The sequence below is a fragment of the Chryseobacterium sp. R2ACT005 genome, from assembly GCF_049949215.1.
In the GTDB taxonomy this organism is placed as follows: Bacteria; Bacteroidota; Bacteroidia; order Flavobacteriales; family Weeksellaceae; genus Chryseobacterium.
Map to the genome: position 1 here is coordinate 5,185,314 of NZ_CP188192.1, position 13,982 is coordinate 5,199,295.

The 13,982-nt window shown below is 36.6% G+C and carries 11 protein-coding genes; 1 reads left to right on the forward strand and 10 read right to left on the reverse strand.

All coding sequences use genetic code 11. The features are described 5' to 3' along the window. Positions 1-16 precede the first annotated feature (16 nt). The 9 genes from ACPF63_RS23760 to tsf form a co-directional block, all read right to left on the reverse strand. On the reverse strand, positions 17-205 hold the full coding sequence (locus ACPF63_RS23760) for a bacteriocin-like protein (protein ID WP_139348586.1): 189 nt from the start codon (positions 203-205) through the stop codon (positions 17-19). A 267-nt stretch (positions 206-472) separates the two neighbouring features. Further along, a complete protein-coding gene (locus ACPF63_RS23765) occupies positions 473-913 on the reverse strand; it encodes a DUF6759 domain-containing protein (RefSeq protein ID WP_426481538.1) in 441 nt (146 codons plus the stop codon). Continuing rightward, entirely contained in the window at positions 910-1,608 is a 699-nt protein-coding gene (locus ACPF63_RS23770; protein WP_426481539.1) for a DUF6759 domain-containing protein, read from the reverse strand. The genes ACPF63_RS23765 and ACPF63_RS23770 overlap by 4 nt, the downstream gene beginning before the upstream one ends. 17 nt (positions 1,609-1,625) lie before the next feature. Next, on the reverse strand, positions 1,626-2,303 hold the full coding sequence (gene trmB, locus ACPF63_RS23775; RefSeq protein WP_426481540.1) for a tRNA (guanosine(46)-N7)-methyltransferase TrmB: 678 nt from the start codon (positions 2,301-2,303) through the stop codon (positions 1,626-1,628). A gap of 96 nt (positions 2,304-2,399) precedes the next feature. Further along, complete coding sequence (locus ACPF63_RS23780; RefSeq protein WP_426481541.1) at positions 2,400-3,164, reverse strand: DUF6759 domain-containing protein; 765 nt, start codon at positions 3,162-3,164, stop codon at positions 2,400-2,402. 282 nt (positions 3,165-3,446) lie between these two features. Then, the gene (locus ACPF63_RS23785; protein WP_219071845.1) at positions 3,447-4,241 is read right to left on the reverse strand and encodes a hypothetical protein; all 795 of its coding nucleotides are present in this window, start codon (positions 4,239-4,241) and stop codon (positions 3,447-3,449) included. A gap of 202 nt (positions 4,242-4,443) precedes the next feature. After that, on the reverse strand, positions 4,444-7,842 hold the full coding sequence (locus ACPF63_RS23790; protein WP_426481542.1) for a T9SS type B sorting domain-containing protein: 3,399 nt from the start codon (positions 7,840-7,842) through the stop codon (positions 4,444-4,446). Between the two features lie 114 nt (positions 7,843-7,956). Then, positions 7,957-10,779, reverse strand: coding sequence for a gliding motility-associated C-terminal domain-containing protein (locus tag ACPF63_RS23795; protein ID WP_426481543.1), 2,823 nt, complete (start codon positions 10,777-10,779; stop codon positions 7,957-7,959). A gap of 390 nt (positions 10,780-11,169) precedes the next feature. Beyond that, positions 11,170-11,994 carry a translation elongation factor Ts gene (gene tsf / locus ACPF63_RS23800; RefSeq protein ID WP_047385945.1) on the reverse strand — a complete coding sequence of 275 codons (825 nt, stop codon included), beginning with the start codon at positions 11,992-11,994 and terminating at the stop codon, positions 11,170-11,172. A 145-nt stretch (positions 11,995-12,139) separates the two neighbouring features. On the opposite strand from tsf, the gene ACPF63_RS23805 reads away from it, so the two are divergent. After that, positions 12,140-12,925, forward strand: a complete 786-nt coding sequence (locus ACPF63_RS23805) for a DUF6759 domain-containing protein (RefSeq protein WP_426481544.1) — start codon at positions 12,140-12,142, stop codon at positions 12,923-12,925. A gap of 56 nt (positions 12,926-12,981) precedes the next feature. On the opposite strand, the gene ACPF63_RS23810 is transcribed toward ACPF63_RS23805, so the two are convergent. Continuing rightward, positions 12,982-13,938, reverse strand: a complete 957-nt coding sequence (locus ACPF63_RS23810) for an acetyl-CoA carboxylase carboxyltransferase subunit alpha (RefSeq protein WP_047385949.1) — start codon at positions 13,936-13,938, stop codon at positions 12,982-12,984. Positions 13,939-13,982 lie beyond the last annotated feature (44 nt).

Genomic DNA, 13,982 nt, shown 5'->3' on the forward strand with positions numbered 1-13,982 from the left:
GTTTTTTTGTTTATAACTAAGGTTTTTTAGGGCATACCGTTAATTCAGGGAAATCAGGATCTGTTGTTGGTACAACAACTCCAATTCTGCATACGCCGCTGCAGCACATTTCTCCCATTTCTATATTACAGCCGTCTATACAACTTCTGTATCCTCCTTTGATGGTTCTTAGCTCACTTCTTGAGACTTTTTTTAAATTTTTCATGGTTTTAGTTTTAGCTTTAGCTTTTTTCCTACTCTATATGCTTTTCGGATACCGCAATTATATTTCTAAATATATGGAAATGTTTTTATGTGTATGATTTACAATGAGATATTTTTTATTTTACTTCGTTTAAACTTTTAATAACGGGATTTTGTGATCGCTTTTAAAGCGATGAAATGAGTCTGTTCAGACGACTTTAACGTTTTTATTTGGTTTAGAATAAAGAATATTAAAAATAAAAACCCACAGAAATCTGTGGGTCGTATTTTAGTTTGAAAGCTTTATAGAATATGAGGTTGTGACAAACTTTGTAGACTGATAGGTCGAGTTACAAATAAGTCCGGATAATCTGTAGTTTTGATTTTTAGGAACCATTGTATATCCTACTTTTCCAGAGCCGATAGGGATTTTCTTGAAGAAATTATTTCCGCTTACCGTAAGTACCATATTGCATGGAGATTTGTTTTCTACCGAAATGGAGGTTCTGGGATTTTTCGGATCATCATTGTTAAGAAGATCATTAAGAACGTCTGCCGTTTCCGGTTTATAGGTCTTTATAAGCTCATTATATTCACTTTCCGTGTTTGCTCTGTTACCAGTGTTGCTTGTAGGGTAAGGGTAGGAGGTTCTTCCGGGATAGCTGCCATAATTTACATTACAGCTGGTAAGAATCAATGAAATTCCGGTAAAAACTATTAGTTTTTTCATCCTATTTTACTTTTTGATTTTTGTTTTTTCGAAGGTTTTTCCGGAACCGGTTCTTTTTGGACAGATTTCAGTTCAGTCCCGGCTTGTTTCGGATTGTCTATCGTTACAAATATACTTTTTTTAATGTTTTTCTGTGAGGAATATTTCATATCACAAATATTGCTGCTGAGTGCATATGAATCCTTTTTGAGTACAATAAAGTTTTCAGCATGCGCAGGAACAGCAAGGTTGTAAAAGTCTTTTCCCTCTATTCGCAGCACGATATTGCAGTCTGAATTATTTTTGAATAATAGAATAGCCTCATTACGATTGATATCCTCATTAAACATTGCATTCAGAAGCTTTACTGTTTTCTCCTTATGTTCAGCTGATGTTTCAGCAATGAGTTTTTTAAACTCTTCAGCATCGTCTGAATTGGGATTTCTCATGGCACTTTTGGGGATATCCGCAATTACCGGCCTTGCTTCCATAGGTTTGGCTGTACGGGCACCTTTAGTCCATTCAGAATTTTTTAAAGCAATAAGCTTTGGTTTGAGCACACTTTTTTTAGGATCGTCAGGGTGTGCGTTCTTCAGGTATTCTTCAATTTCTTTGATATTTGTGCTTTTTAGAATGTCTTTACTGCTTTTTTGAGCGTCTGTAAAAGTGGGGATAAGAAATGTGAAGAATAAAATCGTTAAAAATTTTTTTTTCATCAAGGTTTTTTATTTCATCAGCTGATCCGGAATTTAATGTATGTAATTGTTTTTCCTTTCGCTGAGAATAGCTCTTCGTAATACGTTTTAATATCTCTCAAATGTTCCGTATTAGGATCGTATTCAGGAGCACCATAGATATCGTGGTGAGCAGAAATGATTTCATAGCCTGCTCCCTGCAGATATCCAAGCGTATATCCGTGCAGAAATTCTGAATCGGTTTTCAGGTGGATAATACCTCCTGGCTTCAGGAATTTTTTATAACGGTCTAAAAAGTCCGGATGTGTTAATCTGTGTTTTGTTCTTTTATATTTTATTTGTGGATCCGGGAAAGTAATCCATATTTCATCTACCTCATTTTCAGCAAAGAAATAATCTACAAGTTCAATTTGTGTTCTCAGAAAAGCCACATTAGTCATATTACTATCTACAGCTTCTTTAGCACCAAACCAAAATCTTGCGCCTTTAATATCAACTCCGATAAAGTTTTTTTCAGGAAATGTTTTGGCAAGCCCTACAGAATATTCTCCTTTTCCACAACCTAATTCCAATACAATTGGATTGTCATTTTTAAAGAAGTTTTCTCTCCATTTTCCCTTAAGTTCGAAACCGTTTAAAGCATCTTCTCTTGTTGGTTGGATTACATTTGGTAATGTTTTGTTTTCTGCGAATCTTGCTAATTTATTCTTGCCCATTGAGTTATAAAATGAGTGCAAAAATAGTGAAAATTTATGGAGTATCTTTGTCTTTTTGGGGTAAAAGACATAGAGATAATTCGTTTTTGATCGAAATTATTGGCCTCCTAAAGCGACCATAATTGCCCTTTCAATTGTTTTTTGTGAAGCATATTGAGCTCCGCAAACAAGGCTGGTGAAAAGATACTGTCCTTTTTCTATAACAATTGAACCTTCACCATGAGCAGGAACAGCCAGTCTGTATTTCGTAGTGCCTACGCCTTCCATTCTTACAATGATATTACAGTCTGACTTATTTTGAATCAATATTATAGCTTCTTTAGCATTTGGGTCATTATCAAATAAAGAGTTAAGGATTTTTACAGTTTTGTTTTTATGCTCTACAGGGGAGACAGCCATAAGCATGTTGAATTCCTCAGCTTCAGCATTAGGAATTGCCGTATTAGCAGCAGTATTTACAACATAAGTATTCTGGGCGGTACTTGGTGTATAAACATCGGTAGGTTGTTTGGCGGCCAATTCGGCTTTGTATTTTGCAATTTGTTTCTGTTTGATGATCGCATTCATTTCATCAAAAGTAATCTTCGTGGAAGGCCTTCTCCTCAGCATGGCAAGCATTTCCTGCATATCTTTTACTTTCTGATCGGCCGGATGGGCATTTTTGATGTATTCTTTCATCATATCCATTACCCTTGGTTTCAGAACAGATCTTCTGGGGTCATCAGGATGGGCATCTCTTAAGAAGGCATTGATTTCATAGATATTCTTACTTTTCAGAATATTACTATAGTCTTTCCCTTTTTTTTGAGCAGACATAGTAAAGAAAAACATACAGCAAAGAAGTAAAAGTACTTGTTTCATTAATTAATATTAAGTTAAAAAATAGGTGCTTCTCTCTTAATTTGCGTTTTGGGTTGGTTAGTTTTTATTTGAATAACGAAATACAAGTGTTTTTATTTTTAAACACCTGTTTGTGAGATAAAATTAAACATATTTTTGAATATTGAAGAATGATATGTAATAAAAGTTGAATAATCTGTATTGGATGTAGTGTGGAAGGGGTATACCACGGAATTTCTGTTTATTTCAAAAAAAATAATCCATGTGAAAGACATGGATTATTTATATATTGGAATTATTTCTTTAATTACTGCTTACAACTTCCTGAAGATGTGAACTTCTAAGTCTCTTCTGATAGATTGGCAGATATTTTTCAATAGGAATCTTTACGGCTTCAAAATTTCCGGCCAATACATAAGCCTGAATATTTTCAGAAGTATAGACGAATTGAAGGAAATTATCAATTAAATTCTCAGGAATTTTAAACCTTGTGAAATAATCTTTCCCCAGATAGTTTTTGATCTGTGTAACGGAACTGTTCATTCTTTCGTATTCCTGATAACGCTGTTTTTTCTTTCTCTCACCGGAAAGAATATCATAGATACTTTCAAGACTGAAGGTAAGCCCGCCATCTCGCAATCCGGCAACAGGAAGTTCAGGAGGAGTTCCGTCACCTTTTGGTTCCGGAAGCCCGATTACTTTCTTAAGAGCATGTGCTTTGTCTTCTTTTCTTAAAGAATTGACATCATACCGAAGGTTTCCGGTAGGTTTGAACCTACTGAGTACAATTTCCTGAATTTCATAGTACGCAATTTTTAGCTCAACCAGATTTTTTTGTGTCATAGATTGAGGCGTGAGCTTAATATCTTTTCTTTCCGTAACAATAGAAGTAAACCGGATCACATCTCCGGTATTGGCAGGGATATTAAAATTACCATTAAAGTCCGTAAGAACGGTTTTCTGGGTATTTAGGTTAGTGACATATACCTGATTGAGATATAAAATAGAGTTGTCTCTCAGAAATACCTCTCCGGAATATATTTGAGCATTAATTTTTGCCAGAAAAACCAATAGCAGTAGAGTAAACAGTTTCTTCATATAATGCGCAAAATTACATAGAAATATAACAATTTTGTGTAGTTAGATGAAGAATAGTGGTTAAAGTTATATTAAACTTTAACATTAAACTGTTAAGGACTGTTAGAAATTTACAGTTGCCTTAAAAAAGTGTGTATATAAGTAAAGAAGCCGGAAGAAAGCACCGCTGAAAATTCAGCTTTCTTTCTTCCGGCTTCTTTTTTTACCTATGTTTTACAAGCAGCCAGCTTGAATATTTTACAGTGAGGGAAGAACCATACTCTGTCCAGGTGATAAAATACCAATAGGTTGCTGTAGGGACATATCTTCCACCTATTCTTCCGTCCCAGGTATATCTGTTTTCAGGAGTTCCTCTGAAGACTTCCGCACCGTACCGGTCAAAGATCCTGAATACAAGATTATCATTGGCCATTAAAGCAGAATAGTCTATTCCTTCGTTATAACCATCTCCATTCGGAGTAATTGTGTTGATCAGGTTAATAATGGCAAATGGTTTCTTTACTTCTTCACACATTTTAGAGTCTCTTACAAATACATTGTGTGCTCCTCTTGGTACATTGTAGAATACATTGGAACTCTGCCATACCACACCATCCAAAGAATATTCATAAGGCGGGGTACCACCACTTACTCCGACTTTTACCGTTGTACCATCAATTTCAATAGACGTAATCATAGGAAGCGGCAATTCTGTAACATTCACATATTGTTTGTAAACACAGCCATTGAAGGTAAGCTCTACCCAATAACTTCCAGGGGCAACATTGGTGATGGAAGGGGTAGTAGCTCCCGTGCTCCACAAGTATCTTTCAAAGCCAGGTCCTGCATCCAGTGTGGTAGTGGTTTTCGGACAAATAGCTTTATCTTGTAATACATCCGACTTTTTAGGAATTTTAATGTTGATTTTAAGAGTCCCTACTTCCGGACAAACCCCATTTTTTTCAAAACGGATATAATAGGTTTGTGAATTTGTAATATTAACAGGTGATGAAACGATGTTCACATTATTCTGAGCATCCGCCAAGGTTGCATGAAAAGTGAAAGTAACATTGGGATCTAAAGTAAACTGGGGGATAAACTGAGCCAGGTTCACACTTTTTATTCCATCCAGGTCATCATCACAAACACTTTCCGTAACAGTTTTGGTAATTAATGTTACTTTAGCTCCGATACTGAACTGTAAAGGCTTGATCACAGAAGCACAGCCATCCGGAGAATCTACTCTGATGTAAATGGTAGTTGTTGCGATATAACTCCAGCTGTTAGGAAGAGTATTATTGTTTCCTGCGTTAGCATCCGCCAGATTTGCATAATATCTTACATTGGTAAAATAATTAGGATTATTAAGTACAATAGGAGTGACATTGGAAAGGATGAGAGTGACAGTTCCGTCCAGGTTATCATCACAGAAAATACCATTGTAGTTGTCCAGGACAATCGCTTTATTGTAAAGAGACAATGTGATCTGTGCGATACTTTTACATCCAATATTGTTCTTTACAACAGCATATATGATTGTTCCATTAGGTGCAGGATAAGCTGTAGTATTGGTGATCAATGCTGCGGCATTTTCATTCTGAGCATCCAGAAGAGTAGGATAGTAAGTAATTGTAACGGGGGAGTTATTAGTAATATTTGCTGTTGTCAAATTGAATGTTCCCTGTCCGTTGATATCACAGGCAAATAATGTTGTATTCATTACTGTAAGCGCCTGAATATTGATGGTAACTGTTATTGTTTCACAATCCGGAAAGTCCGGATCATTTCCGCAGAATGTATAAGTGAATGTATCTGTTCCGGATGTACCGGGAGTATTTACAGTATAAGTAATGATTCCTGTAACAGGGTTTATCACAGCAGTACCCAAAGAAGGAGCTGTTGTAATCGCTACCGTGCCAGGAACAGGAGTTTGTGATGAAGTACTGAAGGCAGGTGTTATAGTCTGCGAAGTGCATACATTGTAGGAAGCATTGCTGAGTTTTGTACAATTCAGAACCTTAAATTTTTCAGTAATTAAAGGTGCGCAGCTTCCCATTGTTACAGAACAGGTATAATTTCCGGGTAGTGTAGGGGTAATTGAAGATGCCGTAGCTCCCGGAACAAGTGTGCCGTTTCTATACCATTGATAAGTGTCATAGATAAGTGGATCCACAGTAAGAACAATACCAGGAATACAGCCGTCGCCTGATTGTAAGATAACGGGCTGCGTAGGAAAACCGGCGAAAAAACCTCCATATCCTACGGCATCACTTCCGGCAGTTATGCCTGCCATAATGGCCTTGTTTGAAACCACAGTAATAGTACCCGTCACATTGGGAATTCCATAAGTAACCCAGTTGGTAGTTCCGGTCATATTGTAAGGACCTGTTACCGCAGGAGGATTGGCTCCATTTACTGTAATAATAGCTCCCCTTTCTGTTATAAGATTTAGTTTTGTTGGGATGTTCAGAATACCGCCGGGATTACCATTGGAATGAACAAAATTTTCATTGATAAGCCCCAGTTCATTAATCTGTTTCGGAAGGTAGCAGTTCAAAGCCGGAATGAAATTGAATCCTCCGGTAGCCGTTTCATTTCCCGAATTTGAATCTCCGGCTAAAATCTGGTAGACATAAGCATTTTTGGATGTTTTTAGATATAAATTATAATGTCCGTTTCCCTGAAGGATATATTTGGAATCAGGAATAACGAAGTATTTTCCTGCATTAATGGTAGCTACGGGAGGTATTTCATTATTGACAAAGATCTGAGTGTTGTCCTCTGTAGCAATAACAACAGCGCCTTCCATATTGGAACCAAGCGGGCCGTTACCTTTTACAAGGGCAAATTCATTTCCAAGCCTGTTGACAGGTACTGCCTGGTCCATTAAAATATCAGAACTGGAGGGGAAATTTCCTGCATATTGCCCGTTAAAATTTCCATTGGTAACATTGACAGGTTTGTTTGAAATAATTTTAGAGCCGATGAAACCATCAAAGTTTCCTGCTATATCCCCCATTCCGTCAATGATGTAAGACTGTCCCTTATTTAAAGTGAAAGTCATTGTCGGGTTGGTGGCTCCTGTTGTTCCATTAGAAAACTGAACGGCAGGGTTGTATCCGGAAATGGTAACGGTTGTGTTATCTTCAGTTGCCAGTACACTGGTCATGAAGTTCAGAATATTGTTGCTCACCGTAATAGGAGCGGAGGCTGCGTAAAATGTTTTTCCCGTGGAAGGAATCCCTTTGGAAGTGATAATTTCTGCGTGGTTGAATACCGAGAGCCTTAAATTGGCATAAAAAGGAAATTCTGCTTTAAGATATAACCCTTTGGTTGTAGGGGTAAATAAATCCGTCTGCTGTGTGGTAATTATATAATTCCTTAGTACATCGAATTTCTGTGGATTATTTTTACTGATGTTCACCGTTCCGATGAGAACATTATTGTTATAAATATTTACAGGAAAAGGAGTTGTTCTGCTGGTGGATAAATACAGTTTCTGATAAGGATTGGGAGCGCCGGTCCTGTCTACCATCGGAGCAAACCAATGCTCTCGGTCCAATTGGGCAAAAGCAGAGGTGAAAATATAAAATATAAATAAAAAAGATAGAATTTTCTTCATTCAGTAGTAGTATTTATCACAAATTTAATAATAAAAAGTATTAAATGCTTGAAAATGTAATAAAAAAGCCACGATTATGAAATCGTGGCTTACCATTATGGTTTTAACTAATTATTACTCTCTGTTTTTAACAAGAATCCAACCTGTATATTTTATTGGAGTCTTTTCTTTATTGGATTCAGTCCAGTTGATATGATACCAATATGTTCCTGTTCCAAGTTTCTTATCAAAGTGTTTTCCGTCCCATCTGTAGTTGTTGAATTTATTTCCGGTAAATACCATATTTCCATATCTGTCATATACTACAAAACTTAGGTTTTCTTTATAAGCAAGCTCACTGTAATCTATATAGTCATTTACGTTATCTCCATTAGGAGTAATGGCATTCAATAGATTAGGAACTGTAATTTCTACCTCAGTAGGAGTACAGTTATAGAAGTCTTTTACATAGAAAGTATGCTGTCCTCTTGTTAAGCCTGTGAAGGTATTTGAATCCTGCCAGTTAGCAGTTCCGTCAACGGCATATTTATAAGGTGCTTTACCTCCGCTTACAATTACTGTTGCGGTATTGTTGTTGAGCTCAATCGTTTGGATTACCGGATCTTCAACTTTTTTAACTTTTACTGTCTGAGTAAGGAAACATCCGTTCTTACCAAGTATTACCGTGTATTCTCCAACACCTATATCTCTGATACCTGAGGTGGTAGCGCCTGTGCTCCATTGGTAAGAGTCATATCCGGAACCAGCATCCAGGTTGGTTTTAGCATCCATACAGATATATTGATCTACCAATATCGGAGATTTTTTGATTGGAAGTACAATTAATTCGATTTTTGCATTTGCTGTACATCCTTCAGCAGTTGTTACTTTCACATATACAAATCCTCCTGTTGAAGGGAAGTTATCTGGTGTTGTGATTTCATTGATACCTGCAGTAAGGTCATTCAGAGTACGGTAGTATTTTTTAGTAACGGCATTATAATCTGTTACTTTAGCTTTCGTAAGATCAAAATAAGCGTATGGAGCTACATCATACCAGCATGCCTTAATAGAAGTATCCGTTACAATGAATGGTACTACAGTAAGGTTTAGTGTTATCTGCTCACAATCTGTAAACTCAACTGAGTTTCCACAGAATTTATAAACTATTTTATCAGGTCCTAAATATCCAGGATTTGGGGTATAAGTGATTGTTCCGTTTGGATTAACCACTGCTGTTCCTTTTGTAGGAGGAGTTAAAATTACTACGGTAGTCGGTACCACAGTCTGTGTTGACGAAGTAAACGCAGGGGTAATAATTTTAGTAGAACAAGCATTAAGTGCTTGAGTTGTTTCCTTTAAACAGGTTTGTACTTTATAGATAGGAGTTGTCACAGGAGGACATGTTCCCATTGTTACTTTTACGGTATAATTTCCTGATTGTGTAGGAGTATAGGTATAAGAAGTTGCACCCGGAATAATTACTCCGTCACGGTACCATTGGTATGTTTCATACCCATCATCAAGTTCAAGAACGATTCCCGGTACACATTCACCTGTCTTTTTAGCAATTACAGGGATAGATGAGAATCCGGCAAAGTAACCTCCGTATCCTGCGGAACTAAATCCTCCGTTGATACCTGCTGTTACAGCCTTTGTAGAAGTAATTTTAATATTTCCTGTTACTCCGGTGATCCCATACGTTACCCAGTTAGTATTTCCTGCTACCGGATAGGGGCCGTCTGTCGCTGCAACTGGGTTATCATTTACCATTACTGTTGCTCCTGTCTCTGTTAAAATATTTAATTTTACAATAATATCCTGAACAGCACTGGCTCCTCCTGTACCAATAGGCATTTCATTGATCTTTCCTATTTCATCAATTTTTCTCGGAAGGAAACAGTTCAATGGGGGGATATAGTTGAATCCGTTCGTAGCATCACTTCCCATAATTCCAATAAATTGGTATAGGTATACATTTTTAGTAGTAGAAATGAACATATTTGAATGCCCTGAAGTACCTTGAGCCACATAGCTGGTTTCATTTATTCTGTACCATTCTCCGGCAGCAAGTGTCGCAACAGAAGTACCACCTCCATTTAAAAACACATCAGTATTATCTTCAGTGGCAACAATAAGCCCTCCTTCCATATTTAGGTTAGGAGCAGTAGACCTTGTTTTTACCATTGCAAAAGTACTTCCAAGCCTGTCAACAGGTACAGACTGATCCAGAACCGGATCACTTCCTGAAGGGGCAGTGGAGAAGTTAGCATTACAGCTTCCGTTGGTAAGTGTTATCGGTTTGTCAGCAACTATTTTTGCACCGATAAAGCCTGTCTTGTTTGCAGACTGAGTTCCGGATCCTGCAAGAATGAAAGATTGTCCTTTCTGCAATGTAAAAGATTGAGTGTTACCAGTAGGAGTTCCATTGATAAAAACTACTCCGGCAGTAGGGTTCCATGAAACGGTTACATTGGTATTATCTTCAGTAGCAAGTACACCTGCTGTAAAGTTTTGAATACTGCTGGTATTGGTATTGGGAGCAGTAGCAACAAAGAATGTTTTTCCAATTCCTGCCCTTCCTTTACTGGTGATTACTTCCCCGTGAACACTTTGAGCAAGTCTTAAACTGCAGTAGAAAGGTTTTGCTGCTTTTAGATAAAGTCCTTTATTGCCCACATTGAATGCATCAGTAGAGGTACCTGTAGAAATAAGGCTGTTAGTAACCTTATAGGTTTGTGGGTTAGTTTTACTGATGGTAACCGTAGTAACTACGGCGTTATTATTGTAAATGGTTACATCAATGGGAGTTGGTGAATCAGTGGATAGGTATAGCATATTGTTATACCCTCCGACACTGTCATAATAAGGAGCAATCCAATGCTCGGTATCCCTTTGTGCAAAGAGTGTATTAATTGTAAAAAAAATTAATACCAAACTGAGTAGAAATCTTTTCATGTGTATGGAATTAGGATTTCTACAAAATTAAAATAAAAAATGAAATACTTTTAATAAAATGTAAATAAATGTTAAAAAAATATTACCAATTTTTAAATAAATGCCATCTTGAATATGAAACTGGTAATTCGGTTTCAAATCAGTCTGTCTGATAATATGTAAATATATCTCTTTATTAGGACTTATTTTATTCGATTTTCCGATGAATACAATTTTTATCAGAAAGGCTTATAAATGGAGGCTCTTTACCGGTCAGCAGCTTCAATGGTGAGATTCTGCTTAATTCCGCCCGATATCAGTCTGTGTAATATTGTAGTTGAAGGGTTTTGTGAATAAAAAAATCCCGGTGAAATTCACCGGGATTCAATATTTTTTTTGAAGATAATAAGCTTATAGGCTTACTCTTACAAATCCTGTTACTTTTAGATCTGCATTTACAGATTTTACATAGTCAGCAACTGAGATACTTCCGTCTTTAATGAAATCCTGGTGTACCAAAGTGTTATCTTTGTAGAATCTCTGCATTTTACCTTTAAGGATATTGTCGATAATGTTAGCAGGCTTACCTTCTTCAGTAAGTTTATGTCTTTCGATCTCTAATTCTTTATCAATAGTCTCCTGAGAAACTCTTGTTTCGTCCAAAGCAATTGGGTTCATAGCAGCAACCTGCATAGAAACAGCTTTAGCAGCTTCGTCAGCTCCGTCTACTTTAGCAGAAAGAGAAGAGATTGCAGCGATTTTGTTTCCAGCGTGGATGTAAGCTCCTAAGAAATCTCCCTGGATTCTTTCGAAAGATCCGATTTCGATTTTCTCACCGATAACTCCTGTTTGCTCTACTAATTTCTCAGCAACAGTCATTCCGTGGAAATCAGTAGCTAAAAGCTCTTCTTTAGTAGCAGCGAAGATAGCCATCTCAGCTAATTCGTAAGCTAGCTCGATGAAAGCTTCATTTTTAGCAACGAAGTCAGTTTCGCAGTTTAGAGAGATAACTACACCTAAAGTGTTGTCTTCGTTTACTCTTGCGATTACTGCACCTTCAGCAGATTCTCTGTCAGCTCTGTTAGCAGCAACTTTTTGTCCTTTTTTTCTAAGGATATCTACCGCTTTTTCGAAGTCTCCTTCAGCTTCAACTAGAGCTTTCTTGCAGTCCATCATACCTGCACCTGTTTGGTTTCTCAATTTTGCTACGTCTGCAGCAGCTGGTGTATAAGACATAATATCTATTATTTTTTTTATTTAAGATTAGTATTAATTTTTAGCTTAAATTTAGAGCAGTGCAAAGATAATGATTTTAATGATAAACTAAAAAATGACTTTTCACGTTATTAATATATTTAATACTATTTTAAAGATTTGATTAATGAAAAAAATCTTATTCCTTCTATTTATATGCATTTTCTCACTTGGTTTTTCCCAAAAAAAGAAAAAAACAAAATCTAAAGCTGTTGTTGAAAAAGAAACTGTAATTATCTATACAGAGCAGGAAGCTGAGATTTCAAAAGAAGCAAGAGTAATTGCAGGCTTTTTGAAGCAGAATCCTGGACATGCTAGAACTGATTATTTTAAAAGAAAACTTATTGATATTATTATGGCAGGTAATTCTCCGGAAGCAAAACCTACAATTAGACCAATCAGTAAAGAAAAAATTGAAAATATCGTTAAGAATAATGAGTTAAACAGCGGTAAAGCACTTGCTGCAAATAAAACTTATACAGCGAATGGCAAGCCTGTTTCTAATAACACAGCTGCTGCTATTGAAGCTTTAAAAGAAGAAAGAAGAACAACTACGTTTGCATCGGTAGGTTCTGCCGGCTCAGCAAAAAGTGCCGGTACTTCTACAGGAGCATCTAAAGCAGGCCCAAGTGAAGAAAATAAAAGAACAGCAGCAATGCTTACCCATCTTTTTAATAATGATACTAGCAAAAATGAAGCTTATATCAATATTAAAAACAGATCTACCTGCAATCTTATTGTAAAGATAAGCGGTAAAAAATATTATAATCTGAGTGTTCCTGCAAAAGGAGAGAACTTTATTCTGGTAGATAAAGGAGAGTATGTTATGACAACAATGGTATGTGATGCCAAATATTCTGCCTTGAAAAAGATTAGCCAGGATATTGAAATAGCACTTAATGTTGCAGATTAGAATAGAAGAAAGCTAAAGTAAAAAAGGTTAAGAAGAAATTCTTAACCTTTTTATTTTTATCCTTTAAACTGACCCATCGCAATGAACTTATCTTGTCTCTGGGTTTCAAGCTCCTGTCCTGTAAATTTGGAGAAAGCTTTGATGTTTTGTAAAATTGAATTTTTCAGGTTTAGATAGGTAGTCTCCTGATCATACTGAGCTCCACCAAGTGGTTCCTCAATGATTCCGTCGATGAACTTTTCTCTTAAGGCATCTGCTGGAGTAAGATTCAATGCATTGGCTGCATCTTCCTTGTGATCCCAGTTTCTCCATAAGATAGAAGAACAGCTTTCCGGTGCAATTACAGTATACCATGTATTTTCCAACATATATACTTTATTTCCAACACCTATTCCTAATGCACCACCACTGGCACCTTCTCCAATGATGTAAGTGAAGATAGGAGTTTTCAGCTGAACCATTTCAAAAATATTTCTTGCAATAGCTTCTCCCTGTCCTCTTTCTTCAGCTTCCAATCCTGGATATGCTCCCGGTGTATCTACCAAAGTTACCACAGGAATATTGAATTTTTCAGCAAGCTTCATTAGTCTTAAAGCTTTTCTGTATCCCTCAGGATTTGGCATCCCAAATCTTCTGTACTGTCTTTCTTTAGTTGTTCTTCCTTTTTGAGTCCCTATGATCATTACTTTTTGACCATCAAGGGTAATCAATCCTCCAATCATTGCCGGATCATCAGCGAAATTTCTATCTCCATGAAGTTCTAAGAAACTGCCTTTGTCTGCCATTCCGTTGATATAATCCAATGTATAAGGACGATCCGGGTGACGGGACAGTTGTACTCTTTGCCAAGGTGTAAGATTTCCATAGATTTCTTTTTTCTTTTCTAAAATCTTATCCTCAATCTGGCTGCATGCTAATTTTACATCAACACCACTTTCTTCTCCTACTAAAGAACACGTCTGGTATTGATCCATCAATTCTTTGATAGGAAGTTCGAAACTTAAATATTCCATTTCTTGAAGTAAATTAAATCTTTCAAATGTATGAAAAATTATGG

Coding starts and splice junctions, on each gene's coding strand:
- ACPF63_RS23760 (WP_139348586.1), bottom strand. CDS start 205: ATGAAAAATTTAAAAAAAGTCTCAAGAAGTGAGCTAAGAACCATCAAA.
- ACPF63_RS23765 (WP_426481538.1), bottom strand. CDS start 913: ATGAAAAAACTAATAGTTTTTACCGGAATTTCATTGATTCTTACCAGC.
- ACPF63_RS23770 (WP_426481539.1), bottom strand. CDS start 1,608: ATGAAAAAAAAATTTTTAACGATTTTATTCTTCACATTTCTTATCCCC.
- trmB (WP_426481540.1), bottom strand. CDS start 2,303: ATGGGCAAGAATAAATTAGCAAGATTCGCAGAAAACAAAACATTACCA.
- ACPF63_RS23780 (WP_426481541.1), bottom strand. CDS start 3,164: ATGAAACAAGTACTTTTACTTCTTTGCTGTATGTTTTTCTTTACTATG.
- ACPF63_RS23785 (WP_219071845.1), bottom strand. CDS start 4,241: ATGAAGAAACTGTTTACTCTACTGCTATTGGTTTTTCTGGCAAAAATT.
- ACPF63_RS23790 (WP_426481542.1), bottom strand. CDS start 7,842: ATGAAGAAAATTCTATCTTTTTTATTTATATTTTATATTTTCACCTCT.
- ACPF63_RS23795 (WP_426481543.1), bottom strand. CDS start 10,779: ATGAAAAGATTTCTACTCAGTTTGGTATTAATTTTTTTTACAATTAAT.
- tsf (WP_047385945.1), bottom strand. CDS start 11,994: ATGTCTTATACACCAGCTGCTGCAGACGTAGCAAAATTGAGAAACCAA.
- ACPF63_RS23805 (WP_426481544.1), top strand. CDS start 12,140: ATGAAAAAAATCTTATTCCTTCTATTTATATGCATTTTCTCACTTGGT.
- ACPF63_RS23810 (WP_047385949.1), bottom strand. CDS start 13,938: ATGGAATATTTAAGTTTCGAACTTCCTATCAAAGAATTGATGGATCAA.